Below are 17,522 nucleotides of genomic sequence, written 5' to 3' on the forward strand. Positions count from 1 at the left end.
AACCTAGAACCTAGAACCTAGAACCTAGAACCTAGAACCTCGCTCCTTTTCCCTTGTAACTTTAAAGCTTACCTAGCACTCACTCCTTTATGCTCAGCTTGTGCGAGTTGTATATATTTTCGCTCTACCAGCTGCGATAGCGGCACGAGTTCAAAACCTTGTTGTTCAAGTTCGGGTAGCATGCGCTGTAAAAATTCAATGGTTTCAGGGTAAGGGTGGGCAATCGCGATGGCGAAGTTATAACGTTCGGCTTTATACTTTAGTTCGTTGAGGCGAAATTGTAACTGTTTCTCATTGGGAATATTATCTAAAAACACATGGCGGCCGACATTTTCAACGCCATATAAGTTGGCAACATTTTGCGCTTGGCTTAAGCCAGTAGTGCGGCTATCTAAAAAGTACAGGTTGCGCTTTTTCAGCACCTCCATAGTCCATTTCATGGGCAGACTTTCTTGAGTAAGTGCTGAGCCCATATGATTATTTACACCTTTCACCTGAGGTAAGGTTGCAAGCGCATTGCCGAGAGTGATTTGTAATTGTTCTTTGCTCATATCGCTGGTAAGTGCGCCGGGGCCTAGTGCTTTACTGTTATCCAGTGCTTGCATGGGAATATGTAGCAGTAATTCTTTATTTGATTTACTGGCTAAGCGCGCAAAAATTTGCGAATACGGGGTATGAGGCAAAATCGAGAACGATATTTTACCTGGTAAATTTAGGATTTCGAGGTCGCGTTGATGGTTGCCAATATCATCAATTACAATCGCTATTTGCTTATTTGCGGCAAGCGTAGGCAAGCTAAAAAAAAGCCAGAACAACCAAGTTAATTTTTTCACGTTTATAATTTTTATTATCTTTTTTATAGTGAGCTAAAAGCTTTATTTCATAGTTAATAGCTGCTGTGCTTTTAATAACAGTGGATCAGCTGAGTCTGTGCGTGACCATAGCTGATCGTCATTTCCTTGTTCGTTTTTTATTATAACTACTTTATCAATTTGCGAAAGGGTTGATTGATTAATCGCCACATCAGGGGTTACGCCAATGCCATCAATTGATTGTCCTGAGGGGGTAAAGTATTTTGCAGTGGTTAGTTTTAGTGCTGTATTACCATTGCCTAATGGGATCAAAGATTGCACCGATCCTTTGCCAAATGATTGGCTGCCAATTAGTGTGGCACGGTGATTGTCTTTAAGTGCAGCGGCTAAAATCTCTGCTGCTGAGGCCGAGTTTTCATTAATAAGTACAACGATTGGCGCACCATTTAAAATATCACCTTTTTTGGCGCGAAAGTGCTGGTTTGCATCATAAAAGCGACCTTTGGTGGTGACTATGGTGCCACTTTGTAAAAACAGATCCGATACCGCTACAGCACTTTTTAATGTGCCGCCTGGATTGTCGCGTAAATCGAGCACTAAGCCTGTAAGTGGATTACCGTAATGGCTTTGCAGTGCTGTTATTTGCCGCGCAACATCATGCAAGGTGTGATTGGTAAAACTATTTATTGCCAAATAACCAATACCAAACTCTGATAATGAACTGGTGACACTCTCTAAGTTAATTTCTGATCTAGTCAGAGTAAAATAAATGGCTTGTGGTGAATTACCTCGTTCAATCGTTAAGGTAACCGTTGCTGTGTCACTCGCTTTAATCATTTGTGCAACTTGATTGATGTCTTTATGTGCGACCGTTTGCTGATTAACGGCAAGTAGCACATCATTCATTTGTACTCCGGCAATGGCTGCGGGAGAATCTTTGATCGTATTTACAATAATAATTTTTTGTTGTTGCTGTTTTACTTCAATCCCAAGGCCTGTATAGCGGCCGTTAGTGCTGCTAAATAGCGCTTCTAACTCGTGTTCATCAAGGTACTTAGAGTATGGGTCTAGCTGTGCAAGCAGGGCTTCAAATTGTTGGCTGCTTTCAAAGCTTTGTTGTAAAGCTAAGTCTTCAACATAATAGGCATGGATATTAAAGAGGATTTCGTTTTTTTGTTGGCTTTTTAAATCGCCCACCGAGGTCACTGCAAAGCAATTAAAACTCAGGCACAAAAAAACGCTAACGAGTAATAAATAGCTTATTAGAATGCGATTAAAAACAGGGTATTGTAACCGCTGTATTTTTAATTGTGTATTTAGCATCAGCTGCTCCCAGTGGGGTGCAGCTGTTTAATCAATTAAATGCGTCTGCACCATGTTACAGGATTTACTGCGCGTCCTTTGTGGCGTATTTCAAAGTATAGACCAGAATTTGCTTGTCCGCCGCTTTGACCAACTAAAGCGATAATATCGCCTTGGCGTACTATATCACCTACGTCTTTTAGTAAGGTTTGAGTATGGCCGTATAAACTCATAAAGCCTTCACCGTGGTCAATAACAATAACCCAGCCGTAGCCTTTTAACCAATCAGCAAACACGACTTGACCGTTGTGGACGCTATGCACATTATTGCCTTCATTAGCGCCAATTAATACGCCTTTCCAGTCAATACCACCGTGCTTATGTTGGCCGAAGCTGTGCTCAATTTTACCTTTTGTTGGCCAGTTTAATTTACCTTTACTGGCTGATAGGCCCAGCAACTCAACCTTTTTAGTTTTTTCTTTTTCAAGTTCTTGCAAGGTAGCTACTAGGGTTTTTTCATTATCTTTTAAGTAATCAATTGAGTTTTTGGTTGAGCTAAGCTTGGTTTTTAATTCACTGATGTTGGCTTTTCGTTGTTGTTGCGCTGCAATGAGTGCTTGATGACGATTGGCTTGCTCTTTATGGAGCACAACTAAGTGTTGCTTGGTTTTTTCAAGTTCGGTTTGTACATCCGCTATTTCAATCAGGAGTGCTTTTAACTCATCAATTTGCTCAATACGCGCTTTGTTGAGGTAATTATAATAACTTAAGGTGCGTTCAACCTGTGCAGTATTTTCTTGATTTAATAGCATTTTAGAGTAGTCATGTCCGCCAGACATATAGGCACTTTTAATTTGTGCGGCGAGTGCATGTTGCTGCTCTAGGCGTTTTTCCTCAAGTGCTTCAGCTTGCTGCTGTTGCTGCTGTTGTTGTTTTTCAGTATCGCGAATTGATTGCTCGGCAATATTCAGTGCCTTGGCATTTTTTGCGATCTCGAGTTCGTGCTGTTGCAGGTTCTTTTGCGATTTTTCGATGTCTTTACGCTGGGCGGCAAGTTCAGCTTGGCTTTGCTTTAATGCTGTTTGGATTTCGCTGAGATCTTTTTTAGTACGATCTTCATTAGCGACGGCAGGGGCCGTCACTAATGAAGTGAGTATTAACGCAGTAACAACGAGCGTACTAAAAATTAATGGGTTAATACTTTTGTTCATGGTTTATTTCAATGTCATGATTGGTGTGCCAGTCATCTCGCTTGGTTGTTCCATGCCCATTAAGTGCAACATGGTTGGCGCAACATCACTGAGGGCTTTGCCTTCGCTTGGTGTTGCATCACGACCAACATAAATGAAATGAACCGGTTCACTGGTGTGTGCGGTATGCGCTTGGCCAGTTTTAAGGTTAGCCATTTGTTCAGCATTGCCGTGATCAGCTGTAATTAATGCTTCACCACCAAATTCTTCAAGGGCAGCAACAACACGACCAATACATTGATCGACTGCTTCACAGGCTTTTACTGCGGCTTCAAATACACCTGAGTGACCGACCATATCGCCATTTGGATAGTTACAAATAATTGCATCGTATTTACCGCTTTTAATCGCTTCGACGAGTTTATCAGTGAGCATTTCTGAATTCATTTCAGGTTGTAAATCGTAGGTCGCAACTTGTGGTGATGGGATCAGCTCGCGGGTTTCACCTTCAAATTCATCTTCACGTCCGCCACTGAAGAAAAACGTCACATGTGCATATTTTTCAGTTTCAGAAATACGTAGCTGTGTTTTATGGTGTTTTTCAAACCATTCACCCAATACATTAGTCAAAGGGACTGTGGCAAAGGCTGCTGGTGCGTCGATGTCTGCTGCGTATTCGGTCAACATAACAAAGCCGCTTAGTGCGGGGGCTTTTTTCTTGGCGAAACCGTCAAAGTCTTTATCAACAAATGCGCGGGTCATTTCACGAGCACGGTCGGCTCTAAAGTTTAAGAAAATAACCGTATCACCGTCATTAATTTGTACTGCGTCTTGGCCTTGTGCTGCTATGGTAGTTGCAGCAACAAACTCATCGTTTTCATCACGTTCGTAAGCCGCAGCTAATGCATCAACACCATTTTCGTAGCTATGTTGTGCGATCCCACTGACCATTAGGTCGTAGGCTTGCTCTACTCGGTTCCAGCGATTATCGCGGTCCATTGCATAGTAGCGGCCAATGATCGATGCTAAGCGACCACAGTTTAATTTGCTAAACAGTGCTTCAATACGTTCAATTGACGCTTTTGCGCTACGTGGTGGAGTGTCTCGGCCATCTAAAAATGCATGAAAGTACACTTCTTTAGCACCGCGCGCTGCAGCTAATTCAATTGCAGCTACAATATGATCTTCATGACTATGCACACCACCTGGGCTTAATAAACCCATTAAATGCACCGCTTTATCGGCATTCACTGCTTTATCAATGTTTTCAACTAGTGTTGGATTATGTGCAAACTCACCGTCGTTTATTGCTTTAGTGATACGGGTGAAATCTTGATAAACCACTCGGCCAGCACCTAAGTTGACGTGGCCTACTTCTGAGTTGCCCATTTGCCCATCAGGAAGACCAACATCTAAACCTGATGCAGAAATTAGGGTGTGCGGGCGAGTTGCCCAAAGTTCGTCTAAAACAGGGGTATTTGCCGCTAAAATTGCGTTGCTTTGGGTATCTTCACGGTATCCCCAACCATCTAAAATCATTAATACGAGAGGTTTTTTATGTTGTGTCATTTTTGTTCCTGAAAATTAGCTCCTGCTTAGCCTTAGCATACCGTGTTTTGTGGTTATGATCAGCAATCAAAGGGACATATTAAAATATTTCACTCTCTGGTAATTTCTAATCAAGCACGTATACTTGCGTGGCTAGGGCATTGCCCTTACGTTTAACCCCAGTGCTACAGGCGCGGGACAATTTTCATAGTGGAAGACGCATGGATCAATATATTGAATTTGTCGGTAATCATCCGATATTAAGTTTAGCTTGGGTTGCTTTAGTTGCACTCATCGTGGGCGGCTGGTTTAAAAGTAAGTTTTCAGCAATTCGTCAAATAAATCCGCAACAATTAACGTTATTAATTAACCGTGAAGACGGTGTCGTTGTAGATATACGTGCACAAAAAGAATTTAATAATGGCCGTATAGCAGGCGCTGAGCATATTAGCCCTGAAAAAGCGAAACAATCTGACTTCTCAAGCCTTGAAAAGTCTAAGAGTAAACCCATTATATTGGTATGTACCACAGGCATGACAGCCTCAGGTATCGCAACTGCTATGCATAAAGCTGGTTTTGAATCGGTTTATGTTTTATCTGGTGGTATGGGTGCATGGCAAAGTGCTGGTCTACCAACGACAACAGGTCGCTAATTAAGTTAGTTAGGCCGATAGAGGAATTGTTATGAGTAATGTTGTTCTTTATACCAAAGCGTATTGCCCTTTTTGTCAGCGTGCTTTAGCGTTGCTAACAAATAAAGGTGTGCAATTTACAAATATCGACATTGGTGTACAGCCTGAGTTACGTGATGAAATGATTGCCAAAGCAGGTGGCGCGAGCACAGTACCGCAAATTTTTATTAATGATGAGCATATCGGCGGTTGTGACGACATGATGGCGATTGAAGCCCAAGGCAAACTTGACGCTAAGTTAAACGCTTAAGCATTTATTATAAAAACGATTAAAAGTTAGGAATTATCATGAACGAAGAAAATCAGAACGTAGCAGCACAAGAAGAAACTGGCGCACAATTTACGATTCAACGTATTTACACAAAAGACGTGTCTTTTGAAACGCCTAATTCACCTGCTATTTTCCAAAAAGAATGGACACCAGAAGTTAAGCTTGACCTTGATACACGTTCTAATAAATTAGACGAAGGCGTGTTTGAAGTAGTATTAGCACTGACTGTTACAGCTTCTATCGGTGAAGAAACGGCTTTTTTATGTGAAATTCAACAAGCGGGTATTTTCACTATCGCTGAAGTTGAAGAAGTACAACTTGCACACATGCTTGGCGCATTCTGCCCGAACGTATTGTTCCCGTACGCACGTGAAGCGGTATCTAACTTAGTTAACCGTGGTACATTCCCACAGCTTAACCTTGCACCTGTGAACTTTGATGCGTTATTCGCTCAATACATGCAGCAACGTGCAGCGCAAGCTGAACAGGCAACTGCAGACGCATAATTTATGAGTACAGCCAATTCAGCTGTTACTGTATTAGGGGCGGGGTCTTATGGCACCGCCCTTGCTATTTGTTTAGCCCGAAACGGTCACCAAGTGACACTTTGGGGTCGCAATAGCGATGACGTTGCCACGCTTGCAGCTGAGCGGAAAAATCAACGTTACCTACCTGATGTCACTTTTCCTGACACTTTACACCTTGAAGCCGACTTACACACAGCAGTAACTGCAAGCCAAGTGATCTTGGTTGTTGTGCCAAGTCATGCATTTGGCGATACGCTACAGCAAATTAAGCCTTCATTACTTGAAGGGGCACAAGTTGCATGGGCCACCAAAGGGCTTGAACCAGATACAGGCCGACTTTTGCAAGAGGTTGCACAGCAAGAATTAGGTGATGATGTGCCACTTGCGGTGGTATCAGGCCCTACCTTTGCTAAAGAAATGGCGATGGGTTTACCTACTGCAATTTCAGTGTCGTCAACATCAACAGCCTTTGCAAAACAGTTAGCTGAACTATTGCATTGTGGTCGCTCATTTAGGGTCTATAACAATAATGATTTTATTGGTATTCAGCTCGGTGGCGCGGTTAAAAATGTGATTGCGATTGGCGCTGGTATGTCTGACGGCTTTGGTTTTGGTGCTAATGCGCGGACAGCATTGATCACCCGTGGTTTAGCTGAGTTATGCCGGTTAGGCTGCGCGCTTGGTGCTAAGTCAGAAACCTTTATGGGCATGGCTGGGCTGGGAGATTTGATCCTAACGTGCACCGATAATCAGTCTCGTAACCGTCGTTTTGGTTTAGCACTGGGTAAAGGTGAAAAGGTAGAGCAGGCGATAGCATCAATTGGTCAAGTGGTCGAAGGTTATCGCAACACCAAAGAAGTCTATTTACTTGCACAACGTACTGGTATTGAAATGCCGATCACTGAGCAAATCTATCAGGTACTTTATGAAAATAAAGACGTGAAAGAAGCCGCGATGGCTTTATTAGGTCGCGAGCAAAAATCAGAGTAACAGTGCCTTGTAGCTGCCAGCGTTTATGGGTTTGTATAAACGCTGGTAGTTAATCTAATAACTAACAAGGTACTTAGTCATTCATCAAATTAGATTGTTTTCTCAGATTGTTTTTTTCGAGATAAGTAGCTACCTTTTCAGCACAAAGCGGACGACTATAATAATAGCCTTGCATCGTATTACAGCCCATAACATGCAGCATATAAGCCTGCTCTTTAGTTTCAACTCCTTCGGCAACAACATCGATATTTAAGTATTTAGCGAGGCGAATAATTGTCGCGGTAATATTACGATCCTGCTCACTATCGACAATATCTTTAATAAAAGAGCGATCAATTTTTAAAGTATCGATTGGAAAACGTTTTAAATAACCCAGTGATGAATGACCAGTACCAAAGTCATCCAGCGCAATGGTAAAGCCAAGTGCTTTTAAGCGGTTCATTTGCTGTTGGGCAAATTCAGGGTTATCCATCATGGCACTTTCGGTTATTTCTAACTCAACACAGCGTGCAGGCACATCATAGTTTGTTAAACATTCAGTGAGGGTTTCGACTAAACTACTTTGCTGAAAGTGCAGAGCCGAAATATTAATTGCCACTTTACCAAAACTTACTCCTTCATTACGCCATAACTCTAGTTGTTTAAATAGCTGCTTCATTAGCAATAAAGTGAGTGGAATAATTGCGCCATTTTGTTCTGCAAGGGGGATAAATTCAGCCGGGCTAATGATGCTGCCATCAACTTGCGGCCAACGCACTAAGGCTTCAAAACCATGTATTTGATCTTTATCTGCGTTATATTTTACTTGGTAAAATAATTGAAAGTCCTGATGTTCGATTGCCCGAAAAAGTGCGCTTTCTTTACTAAGTTCATTCATATCAATTGTGTGTTTAGATTTATCAAAAAATTGGTAATTATTATGACCCATCTTTTTAGCGTGATTGAGCGCACTATTGGCGCTACGCATCAGTGCTTCGCTGTTATAACCGTTTTCAGGGTACCCGGCGATACCACAACAGGCAGAAATAAAGCTCTCTATACCCTCAAGCATAAACGGTGTTTGGAATTGTTTAAGAATATTATCGGCCAGTTTTTTTGCGAAAAAGACGGACATGCCTGAATATAAATAGGGCGGTACGAGTATAGCAAATTCATCTCCCCCTAAGCGGGCCAAGGTATAACCAGAATCAAGATTACGAGTGAGTCTGCCCGCAACTTCTTTTAATAGTTCATCACCGATTGCGTGACCAAGGGATTCGTTAATTTTATTAAAATTGTCTAAATCTATAAAAATAATCAGTAAATTAGGGAAGTTGTTATTACAGCTGGCAATTGCCTTATTTACAGATTCAATAAAAATAGTGCGATTGGAAAGCCCAGTGACAGAATCTCGAGTGGTTAATTTAAGCATCGCACGTTCATTATTCTTACGTGCAGTTACATCTGAAAATAACCCAATATAATGCGCGCTACTAGTACGTAGGTTAGGGGTTTTTACTTTGGTTATCGATAAATCTAAGGCATAGGGTTGCCCGTCTTTACGCACATTCCAAATTTCACCAGACCAATAACCATCAACCTCTAGATCATTATAAATGAGGCTTTCTAATTTTTTATCGCGACCGTTTACAGTAAATGCTTTTGGTTTTTTACCCACTACATCAGCAAGAGTAAAGCCACAAATAGTTGTAAATGCTTGGTTTATGTTCGTGATTTGAAACTGCTCATTGGCGATCCAAATGGCATCTTTTGATTGCGTCATTAACGCGTTGACCAAATTATGCTTAGCACCACTTTTTAATCTATAAACAATTAACAGCAGTAAAATAGCAAAAATAGCCGCTAAAACGAGGTGGTTGATCCAGTGAGGGAAGGCAAAAGCCGTTTGTTTAATCATTAACACTAACGGCTCGTTATTTACTTGATTAAGGTTTTTAACTTCAAGATAAATATTCTTTGCATTACTAGCCAGAGACAGCATGGTCTGAGCATTCGGCAGTGCTAGCCAATCGCCATTGGGATCGAGTCGGTAATTGAGCTGCATAGGTAAGAGGCCATTACTGCTAAACCAAACAGAGATGCCTTTTAGCGGTTGGCTGGTATTTACTGCGTTGGTTGCTAAGTGGTAATAGTCTTGGTCTTGCTCTTGATAGTGTAAAGTCAGATGACTGATTAAAAAAGAGCTGTTTTGAGGTGGTACTTGTGTTGAATGCACTTCTAATAAAGTATTACCCGTTGGCGCAAACAACATTATTTTATCACGGTAGCTAACGCTAAAGAGTGATTTTGGAAGTTGCTCATAACTAATAGAATCATCAATATAAGCGGCAATACTATGAGTGGCATTTTCAACCCATAGGTTAGTGCTGGGTTTGTAGAGTTTTATCGCTTGAGAATCAACTATCCACAAAGCATTTTGTGGTGCTTCGTAAATGGCTGTGGTGTTAAATGTACTTACTTTATCAAAATTTATCTCAAGTGTTATTTGCTGAGAATTTTCAGGTGCTTGCCATTGGCTCTGCCATAAGCCGTTACTTGTCGCAAGCCAAAGCCTTGAAGAGTTGCGTTGATAATACATAGCATTGATCTGCCCGAGGGCTTCAGTTTCAAGCTCAAGGGCGGTGAGCTGTTGTTTAGCAATATAAAATAATTGCTCACCATCACTTGCGAGATATTGCTCGTCATTAAGGGATGTTAAAGCATTAATGTTACTAATTGGTAGTGTTTGGCTTTGTTGCTGCGTCGCAAAATCATATTTTATTAATTGCTTTTTGGTTGCTACCCACAGTGTTGTTGGGGCAGTTGAATGCAGCGCAGCAACTTGATCCTTTATTAATAAATCAAAAGTGAGGTTGCGGGCACTGTATAAATATAAACCAGTGTCGGTTGCAACAGCCCATTTGTCTTCGCGCAGATAAGCGATGGTAATAATTTTTTTATGTTGTGTAAAATTACCTAACTGTTCCAACATGTCAAAGTATTGCTGCATACGCGGAGCAGGATTATCGGTGATAGGGGTTGTGATAATTTGCATTGCAGGGAGCTTTAGCCAGCTTTTAGTGGCAGTTTGCAGCCACAGTTGTTGGTTGTTTTGTTTAATTGATAAAAAGCGTGCAGGAGCACTATAAAACAAAGGATTCGTGTTTTTGGTCGTTAAATCATGTTTATAAGCGCGATTTTTATGCAAATAATAGAGCTGATCATCAAAGTAATTTAGTTGTTGAACATGCGCATGCTGGAGTTTTATTTCTTGCATAGAGTGCGTGTTGTTAAACAGGTAATGTTGGTCGTTATTGGTATTGATAAGGATCGCTGCTGAGGTTTGACTTGGACTTAACTGCGCGATAGGCGCGGGGACGATGAGCTGAGCTGTAATTGCATTACTTGCTAAATCAAAGTGACTAACTAAATTACTACCTGAATGTAGCCATAGGCTGTTGTTAAATCCCAATGCGAGTTCGACGATCTGCTCTGAAAAGGCGAATGGGGAATGGAGTTTTTCGTCTTTTATAGTGTGGATCTGACCTTGGTATAGAAAGTAAAAGCCGAGCTCGGTGGTTAATATCGGCTGTTTTAGCGGTGTTGCGGTTAGTTGAATTAACTGGTTGTTAATTAAGTTGATTAAACTCAGCCCTTGCTCAGTGTTAATTAATAACCAGGATTTATAAGTCGCTACTTGTAAAATGGCTTGATTCGCAAATGATGAAAAAGGCGGTGCTTGGCCACTAAAAAGATGCACCGAGTCGTAGTTAAACAGCCCTTTATTAGTTGCGAGCCAAAACGCATTACTCGGGTCTTGAGTAAAGTCATTAATGGCGGGTAGCGAAAGCTCATTCGCATTTAATTCAGCTACACTCGCGTTTACATTTACAGTAGATAACATACTAATAAAACAGCATGTTTGAAGGATAAAACGCATTACAATCCGTTGAATCAGTTTAAAAAGAACTTATTTAGAATAGTGTAGGAATAGAAATAATGCGAATCCACGCAAGGCAAATTTATTGCGCTAGGCGGTGCTAAATTTTAAAGATAATTAGAGGAGAAAGCGCCCAATGGTATAGGCGCATTTTAATATCACTTACTGCGCGTTAGGAAAGCCTAACTGACGCCATGATTCATAAACAAAAACAGCCACTGCGTTAGATAAGTTCATGCTTCTACTGTTAGCTTGCATAGGAATACGCACGCGTTGTTCATTAGGTAGTGATTGAATTATATCATCTGGTAAGCCACGGGTTTCTGGGCCAAACACTAAACAATCACCCGCTTCATAACTTGCTTGATGGTGAAACTGACTGCCTTTAGTGGTACATGCATATACTTTTTTAGGTTGGCATTTTTCTAAGTAAGCTACAAATGATGGATGGCGTTGCACATGGCTAAATTCATGGTAATCAAGGCCAGCTCTTTTCACGCGCTTATCGTCCCACTCAAAGCCCAAAGGCTCGATTAAATGCAAAGCATAGCCCGTATTTGCACACAGGCGAATAATATTCCCTGTGTTAGGTGGAATTTCAGGTTGGTATAAAACGATATCAAGCATAACGAGCCTTATTGGTGATCTACATTTTGACGTTCGAGAGTATACACGAAACAGATAAAAAAAATGATATACTCATTTTAAGTAAACACTTTAGGCATAGGCAAAAACGTGCATCAGCGCAGTTATGAGTTTTGGGTAAAAACAGCAAGTGTGGTCACTATGGTGATGGTGAGTTTAATGATTGCTGCTAAATGTTGGGCATGGCTTGCGTCTGGCTCTGCGTCTATGCTCGGATCACTTACCGACTCATTGATGGATATTACCGCTTCAGCAATGAGTTTTATGGTGCTCTTTTATGCACTGCGCCCAGCTGATGACGATCATCGTTTTGGCCATGGTAAAGCTGAAGCCTTGGCGGGTTTAGGGCAAGCGGCATTTATTGCAGGCTCTGGCTGTTTATTGGCGTTTCATGGCATTGAACGATTGTTTAATCCTGTGGTGTTAAATCATTCAATGCTCGGGGTATGGGTTAGTCTATTTGCGATTGCTTGCACCTTAGTGGTGGTTTATGTACAAACTCAAGTCATTAAGCATACCGAGTCCATTGCAGTTAAAGCAGACTCTGTGCACTACAAAGGCGATATAATTTTAAATGCAGCAGTACTGCTGGCCATACTGCTTGCGCAAAATGACATGCTGTACGCGGATCCTATTTTTGCCATTGGTGTTGCAGGTTATTTGCTTTATAACAGTTGGGATATTGCTAGGCAAAGCGCTGATCACTTAATGGATAAAGAACTACCTGAGGACGAAAAAGCCAGTATCATATCAATCGCTAACAGTCATAACGATGTATTTGGCGTACACGATGTACGCACGCGACAAGGTGGTAAAATTAAGTTTATTCAAATGCATTTAGAGCTTGAAGATCAACTCCCCTTGATCCGTGCTCATTATGTAGCGGATGAAGTAGTGGCGATGATCCAACAAGAATTTAATTGTGAAATGGATATTTTGATCCATCAAGATCCAATGTCATTGAGTCATAGCCGCGCTCAAGTTAATGAATCACAAAACTGATAAAAACGGCTAAGCACAGCTTTGCGAATGGTGTCTTGTTCAAACAGTAACTCGTGCTTAGCATTCGTAAATGTTTGTAAAATAGCATTACTTTGACGGTGAACTAAGGCTAATTGGGCTTGGTTATCAACCACAGTATCGTGCTCAGCACTGGCTATAAAAAGTGGAATCGATAGCTGTTGTTGCTCAATAGTTGTCATAAAACCAAAAGCTTCATTCAACCAGCCGTAAGTCACCCCGCCTAATTGTAGCGCGCTATCCGTTTGGTAGGTCTGTCTAAATAAATCATAGCGAGTTTCGCTACTGGTAAGGTCGTTCTGTGTAAAAGCAATAGGCAGATAATCTGCTTGGCCAAATGCATAGTGTTTATTAAAACCAAATAAACAGGCAATACGAGCGGCAAGTTTAGCAACTGGTTTGGGAATACCTTTAGTGAAAATATCAAACATGGGCGAAGACAAAAATACCCCACTGTAGTTATGTTCAAACCGGGTTAGGAAATCAAAAGCAATCGCGCCGCCCATTGAATGCCCGAGGATGACCTTTTTGCCTTGGTAGAGTTTACTGACAATTAAACGGTCAAACAGTGCTAAATCATCAGCATAATCACTAAATTTATTAACAAAACCTTTATGAGGGTTGGCTAAAGCGCGATAAGAACGGCCTTGGCCTTGATGATCAATAATAAACACCGCATAGTTATTTTTGTATAACTCCCAGATTAGCTCTTGGTATTTATCTAATCCTTCAATGCGTCCAGAGCAAATAACAATAGCGGCCTTGGCATGCTCAGGTATCACATAGCCATAATATAAATCGCCATTATCGGTAGTCAGCTGCGCTTTGTGCAACTGCTGCTGAAAAAACTCTGTGATCTCAGGTTGTTGGGAAAGTAAGTTTTGCTCTGTGCTGTAAAACATAATGGCCATGATTATTTTTGTTTATCCAGAGGTAAGGCGATACGCACACATAACCCACTTGGTTGTTTATTATGCAGCGTTAAACTGCCAGAATGGGCGGCAATTGCATTTTTAGCAATTGCTAAGCCAAGTCCTGTACCGCCGCTAGTTCTGTCTCGTGCATCAGATTGGCGAAAAAATGGCTCACATAATTTGGCTAAATTTTGCGGTTCGACGCCCGGGCCATCATCGCTGATCTCTATATAAATAGCATCACTTAAACTCAATGTTAGGGTGATTGTTTGCTCTGCATATTTTATTGCGTTGCGTAAAACATTCTCTAGCGCACTGGCAATGAGACTCTCGTCACAATAAATATCAACATTGAGTTGACCATTTATAATTAATTGCTTATTGGTCTGTTTAGCTTCAAATTGCGCATCATTCAAAACATGATCAATAATGATCTGTAAGGATTGTTGATGCAGCGATAGCGCCTGACTTTTCGCCTCTAAGCGCGATACTTGCAGCACATCAGCGATCATTTTATCGAGCTGATTTGCTTCTTTTTCAATGCGTAATAAATAGGTTTGGTTTTCTTCTGGGGTCTGCATTTGCGCAAGACCCGTAGCCATTTTAAGGCGAGTTAGGGGGGAACGCAACTCGTGAGATATATCAGCCAATAAGCGCTTTTGTGCAGAAATCAGTTGCTCTAACTGAGTTGCCATACTATTAAAGTCACGGCCAAGTACGCCCAGTTCATCTTGCCTGTTTGGATCAATTTCAGCGCGCGCGGTTAAATCGCCGTCAGAGAGCTTAATTGCAGCTTGCTTTAAGTGATTAATAGGTGCAATTAGGTTACGACTAAATATAAAACTTAAAGTTAATGAAGCCAGTAAAGCAATGATCACTTTTAGCCAAATCGGCATCAGCTTTAACCGTATAAAAAAAGGTGGTTGATGATTCTCATCAATTTCGTATAGGTAAAATTGCCCCTCAGGAAGGTTGATTTCTATCGGTCCGAATGCTTGATAATACTCGGTAAAAATAATTTGTGGCGGCATGTTTTTAGTGAAATTAAGTAAACTTAAATCAATCTCACTTGATGGTACTCTGCTACTGAGCGAGTGATCTGGCTGATCTGAATTTAAATATAGTAACTTTTGTTTTGCAAGCCGCGGATGAGTTAAAATTTCGGCAATCGATTTATTATGTTTGACTACCATACGTTCGATGCCTTTGGCCGTGTATTGCAAGTTTTTCTGCATGGGCCCATGTAAGTTCTCATAACTGACTTGATTGGTCGCAATGTTACTTAAAAACACCAATGCAGTTATGGTGCCTATTACTGTTAGCCAAAACCACACAAAAATTTTGAAAAATAAAAAGTGCTGAGGATGTTTTAGCCAAGAAAACCGAGTTTTATTACTCCCCTTGGATAAAGACATAACCAGTCCCTCGCATGGTTTTTATTCGTTCTGCATTGTTGAACTCGGCAATTTTTTTACGAATATTACTCACATGCATATCAATTGAGCGATCAAAAGAGGCTAGGCGTCTACCGAGCACCTCTTCACTTATTTGCTCTTTACTGACCACTTCACCTGCATGTTTAACCAGTAAGGCAAGTACTTCATATTCAGTACCGGTTAGGCTTAGCGGGTGTTCATCTACATACGCTTCGCGGGCAGCTAAATTTATAACAATATTATTAACGGTTAACTTATTACTGCTGGTATTTGCTAGGCTAGTAATATGTTCAATACGACGAGTAATCGCTTTAACCCGCGCGAGTAATTCACGATGATTAAATGGTTTAGGAATGTAATCATCAGCGCCTAGTTCAAGACCAAAAATACGGTCAAAGTCTTCACCTTTGGCGGTTAGCATGATCACCGGCGTTAATTTTGTTTGCCTAAGCTGTTTTAATACTTCAAAACCATCTAGTTTTGGTAACATAACATCGAGTAAAATTAATGCATACTCTTGCTCAAGCGCTTGTTTTAAGCCTTGTTCGCCATCATGGGCACATTCTATTTGAAAACCTTGCGCAGTTAAGTACTCTGAGAGTAACTCACATAAACCGGTATCATCATCAATCATTAATAGCTTCATTATTTGCTCACCTTAACCACGCTGGAATAACTTCATTTTACGCCTTAACGCACTTAAAAGTGAACCTTTACACAACCTTTACATTGCTTTGCGTTGCTTTGCACTTGGTTAGTTATAGTGAATATAACAACTGAACAGACACTAAGTTACAAGCAACTCAAAGGTAATGATTATGACTATTTCAAGTAAAGTTTCTAAACTAGTATTAATTTGTGGATTAGCGACAGCAACATTAGGCACTGGCGCCGTAATAGCAAAAGAGGGCATGGATCATAAACCAGGCCATTCTCAACAGCATAAACAAGCGCGCTTTTTACTCTCTGAGCGTGGCGTTAAAAAGCTTGATTTAACTGAGCAACAACAAACTCAGTTAAAAAGCATTTTTGATGCGCAAAAAGCACAATTTAAAGCGCTACGTGGCAACGATAAACAGGCCATGAAGCAAGAGCGTGCTGCCCATAAGGCACAAATGCAAGCATTGTTAGATATGCCAGCCTTTGATGAAGCCGCAGCAAAAGAGTTATTAGCGCAGCGCCAAACCAAAGGCGAGCAATTTGGCTTAATTAACCTAAAAACGCAGCATCAAGTATGGCAAGTATTAAATGCTGAACAACGTGAAAAGTACCAAGAAATTAAAAAACACATGCGTAAAAAAGGTGACAAAAAACGCAGCCGTGACGAACAAACGGCAGGCTAAGTAATTACCAAAATTACTAAAGCGAAAAATGAAGCGCGGGAGAGATCCCGCACTTTTGTTTTCATTTCTAACAGCCCATGTAGCAGTGATTTTATATCGCGACAGGGTTTGCTCCGCAGCTGAGTTTTATCCAACGTCTAAATTATATATTTGACGGGGTATAAACCTGCGGCTACACACTGGTAGCAGGTTTATATCGCGTCATAGTGCTAACTTAATAAGTGTAAGTAATTTGCGTACATTTAAGCGCATGCACAAGACAAGCTAACCTTACTCACTTATGCTATGAATGATGCAAATAAGCCCGCCATTTCACCCGATGAAATAATCAATATTCGCGAAACGTTTAATATGTCGCGTGGAGTATTTGCAAAGCTATTGCATACATCGGCAAGAATGTTACTAGATTTTATTATTTGATGTTTAATCTACAAGGAAGAAACATGAAATTTGATATGACAATTACAGACAACTTTGCATCATTTTTTGATGAACAAAAAGGAAGTCATATTTTTATAGATAGTTTTGATAATGAAAATTTTGAAGTGAGAATAGGAAGCTTAGATGATTCGAAGCCAGCCGGTAATATTGTTGCTTTTACTGATGATGAACTGAATTCGAAGTTATTGGAATTATATAATAAGCACATTGGAGGTGCATAAAATGATTACTGAAGCTGAAATATTTGCATTAGAATGTTCGGTCAATGAAATACTTCGTCAACATAATATGTCCTTTAAAATGTCAAAGTACTTTGTGAAAGACTTGATGAATGACTCCCGTAACACTGATCCGCACCACCAGTTTTGGACACCTAATTAAGTGAGTACAATCACTAATGAGGTGAACCATGACAAACAAGAAAAAACGTATTCTCCATTCTGCTGAATTTAAAGCAGAAGCACTGAAACTA

16 protein-coding genes are annotated in these 17,522 nt (G+C 40.7%); 7 read left to right on the forward strand and 9 right to left on the reverse strand.

The features are described from left to right. Positions 1-68: 68 nt before the first annotated feature. Genes H5187_RS21130 through gpmM form a run of 4 tightly spaced genes read right to left on the reverse strand, consistent with a single transcriptional unit; the run spans position 69 to position 4,873 of the window. Positions 69-833, reverse strand: a complete 765-nt coding sequence (locus tag H5187_RS21130; protein WP_182717199.1) for a divergent polysaccharide deacetylase family protein — start codon at positions 831-833, stop codon at positions 69-71. Positions 834-875: 42 nt separating this feature from the next. Next, positions 876-2,135, reverse strand: coding sequence for a S41 family peptidase (locus H5187_RS21135; protein WP_182798319.1), 1,260 nt, complete (start codon positions 2,133-2,135; stop codon positions 876-878). 35 nt (positions 2,136-2,170) lie between these two features. Continuing rightward, entirely contained in the window at positions 2,171-3,325 is a 1,155-nt protein-coding gene (locus tag H5187_RS21140; protein ID WP_149982155.1) for a murein hydrolase activator EnvC, read from the reverse strand. 3 nt (positions 3,326-3,328) lie between these two features. Next, positions 3,329-4,873 carry a 2,3-bisphosphoglycerate-independent phosphoglycerate mutase gene (gpmM, locus tag H5187_RS21145; RefSeq protein ID WP_182798320.1) on the reverse strand — a complete coding sequence of 515 codons (1,545 nt, stop codon included), beginning with the start codon at positions 4,871-4,873 and terminating at the stop codon, positions 3,329-3,331. Positions 4,874-5,073: 200 nt separating this feature from the next. Between gpmM and H5187_RS21150 the strand changes: the two genes are divergently transcribed. The 4 genes from H5187_RS21150 to gpsA are packed head-to-tail and all read left to right on the forward strand — an operon-like array spanning position 5,074 to position 7,332. Beyond that, positions 5,074-5,505: a rhodanese-like domain-containing protein gene (locus H5187_RS21150; RefSeq protein ID WP_149982153.1), complete on the forward strand. Its 432-nt coding sequence runs from the start codon at positions 5,074-5,076 to the stop codon at positions 5,503-5,505. Between the two features lie 31 nt (positions 5,506-5,536). Then, positions 5,537-5,794 (forward strand): glutaredoxin 3, encoded by a 258-nt coding sequence (grxC, locus tag H5187_RS21155; protein WP_145235234.1) that lies wholly within the window; start codon positions 5,537-5,539, stop codon positions 5,792-5,794. Between the two features lie 38 nt (positions 5,795-5,832). Beyond that, a complete protein-coding gene (secB, locus tag H5187_RS21160) occupies positions 5,833-6,321 on the forward strand; it encodes a protein-export chaperone SecB (RefSeq protein WP_145235236.1) in 489 nt (162 codons plus the stop codon). A 3-nt stretch (positions 6,322-6,324) separates the two neighbouring features. Then, on the forward strand, positions 6,325-7,332 hold the full coding sequence (gene gpsA, locus H5187_RS21165; RefSeq protein WP_145235238.1) for an NAD(P)H-dependent glycerol-3-phosphate dehydrogenase: 1,008 nt from the start codon (positions 6,325-6,327) through the stop codon (positions 7,330-7,332). Between the two features lie 73 nt (positions 7,333-7,405). Here the strand turns inward: gpsA and H5187_RS21170 are convergent, their stop codons facing one another. Then, positions 7,406-11,251 (reverse strand): EAL domain-containing protein, encoded by a 3,846-nt coding sequence (locus tag H5187_RS21170; RefSeq protein WP_182798321.1) that lies wholly within the window; start codon positions 11,249-11,251, stop codon positions 7,406-7,408. A gap of 162 nt (positions 11,252-11,413) precedes the next feature. After that, entirely contained in the window at positions 11,414-11,878 is a 465-nt protein-coding gene (gene trmL, locus H5187_RS21175; protein ID WP_182785280.1) for a tRNA (uridine(34)/cytosine(34)/5-carboxymethylaminomethyluridine(34)-2'-O)-methyltransferase TrmL, read from the reverse strand. 108 nt (positions 11,879-11,986) lie between these two features. On the opposite strand from trmL, the gene H5187_RS21180 reads away from it, so the two are divergent. Next, positions 11,987-12,898, forward strand: coding sequence for a cation diffusion facilitator family transporter (locus H5187_RS21180; protein ID WP_149982150.1), 912 nt, complete (start codon positions 11,987-11,989; stop codon positions 12,896-12,898). Here H5187_RS21180 and H5187_RS21185 read toward each other — a convergent pair. The 3 genes from H5187_RS21185 to H5187_RS21195 are packed head-to-tail and all read right to left on the reverse strand — an operon-like array spanning position 12,874 to position 15,912. Continuing rightward, the gene (locus tag H5187_RS21185) at positions 12,874-13,818 is read right to left on the reverse strand and encodes an alpha/beta fold hydrolase (protein WP_149982162.1); all 945 of its coding nucleotides are present in this window, start codon (positions 13,816-13,818) and stop codon (positions 12,874-12,876) included. The two genes, H5187_RS21180 and H5187_RS21185, sit on opposite strands and share 25 nt — an antisense overlap. Positions 13,819-13,829: 11 nt before the next feature. Beyond that, positions 13,830-15,245: an ATP-binding protein gene (locus tag H5187_RS21190; RefSeq protein ID WP_182762514.1), complete on the reverse strand. Its 1,416-nt coding sequence runs from the start codon at positions 15,243-15,245 to the stop codon at positions 13,830-13,832. Then, a complete protein-coding gene (locus H5187_RS21195; RefSeq protein WP_149982148.1) occupies positions 15,223-15,912 on the reverse strand; it encodes a response regulator in 690 nt (229 codons plus the stop codon). Before H5187_RS21195 ends, H5187_RS21190 begins: the two co-directional genes overlap by 23 nt. Positions 15,913-16,084: 172 nt before the next feature. Between H5187_RS21195 and H5187_RS21200 the strand changes: the two genes are divergently transcribed. Both H5187_RS21200 and H5187_RS21205 read left to right on the forward strand, forming a co-directional pair. Next, positions 16,085-16,609 (forward strand): Spy/CpxP family protein refolding chaperone, encoded by a 525-nt coding sequence (locus H5187_RS21200; protein WP_182758393.1) that lies wholly within the window; start codon positions 16,085-16,087, stop codon positions 16,607-16,609. Between the two features lie 443 nt (positions 16,610-17,052). Further along, positions 17,053-17,271 (forward strand): hypothetical protein, encoded by a 219-nt coding sequence (locus H5187_RS21205; protein WP_182762516.1) that lies wholly within the window; start codon positions 17,053-17,055, stop codon positions 17,269-17,271. Positions 17,272-17,522: the final 251 nt, after the last annotated feature.

Origin of the sequence: Pseudoalteromonas sp. SG44-1 (assembly GCF_014164315.1) — a bacterium.
GTDB lineage: Bacteria > Pseudomonadota > Gammaproteobacteria > Enterobacterales > Alteromonadaceae > Pseudoalteromonas > Pseudoalteromonas rhizosphaerae.

Bases quoted from the DNA above. Each gene is read 5' to 3' on its own strand.
- H5187_RS21190 (WP_182762514.1), bottom strand. From the start codon at position 15,245: ATGTCTTTATCCAAGGGGAGTAATAAAACTCGGTTTTCTTGGCTAAAA.
- grxC (WP_145235234.1), top strand. From the start codon at position 5,537: ATGAGTAATGTTGTTCTTTATACCAAAGCGTATTGCCCTTTTTGTCAG.
- H5187_RS21140 (WP_149982155.1), bottom strand. From the start codon at position 3,325: ATGAACAAAAGTATTAACCCATTAATTTTTAGTACGCTCGTTGTTACT.
- secB (WP_145235236.1), top strand. From the start codon at position 5,833: ATGAACGAAGAAAATCAGAACGTAGCAGCACAAGAAGAAACTGGCGCA.
- H5187_RS21170 (WP_182798321.1), bottom strand. From the start codon at position 11,251: ATGCGTTTTATCCTTCAAACATGCTGTTTTATTAGTATGTTATCTACT.
- H5187_RS21205 (WP_182762516.1), top strand. From the start codon at position 17,053: ATGAAATTTGATATGACAATTACAGACAACTTTGCATCATTTTTTGAT.
- gpmM (WP_182798320.1), bottom strand. From the start codon at position 4,873: ATGACACAACATAAAAAACCTCTCGTATTAATGATTTTAGATGGTTGG.
- gpsA (WP_145235238.1), top strand. From the start codon at position 6,325: ATGAGTACAGCCAATTCAGCTGTTACTGTATTAGGGGCGGGGTCTTAT.
- H5187_RS21185 (WP_149982162.1), bottom strand. From the start codon at position 13,818: ATGTTTTACAGCACAGAGCAAAACTTACTTTCCCAACAACCTGAGATC.
- H5187_RS21195 (WP_149982148.1), bottom strand. From the start codon at position 15,912: ATGAAGCTATTAATGATTGATGATGATACCGGTTTATGTGAGTTACTC.
- H5187_RS21200 (WP_182758393.1), top strand. From the start codon at position 16,085: ATGACTATTTCAAGTAAAGTTTCTAAACTAGTATTAATTTGTGGATTA.
- H5187_RS21150 (WP_149982153.1), top strand. From the start codon at position 5,074: ATGGATCAATATATTGAATTTGTCGGTAATCATCCGATATTAAGTTTA.
- trmL (WP_182785280.1), bottom strand. From the start codon at position 11,878: ATGCTTGATATCGTTTTATACCAACCTGAAATTCCACCTAACACAGGG.
- H5187_RS21135 (WP_182798319.1), bottom strand. From the start codon at position 2,135: ATGCTAAATACACAATTAAAAATACAGCGGTTACAATACCCTGTTTTT.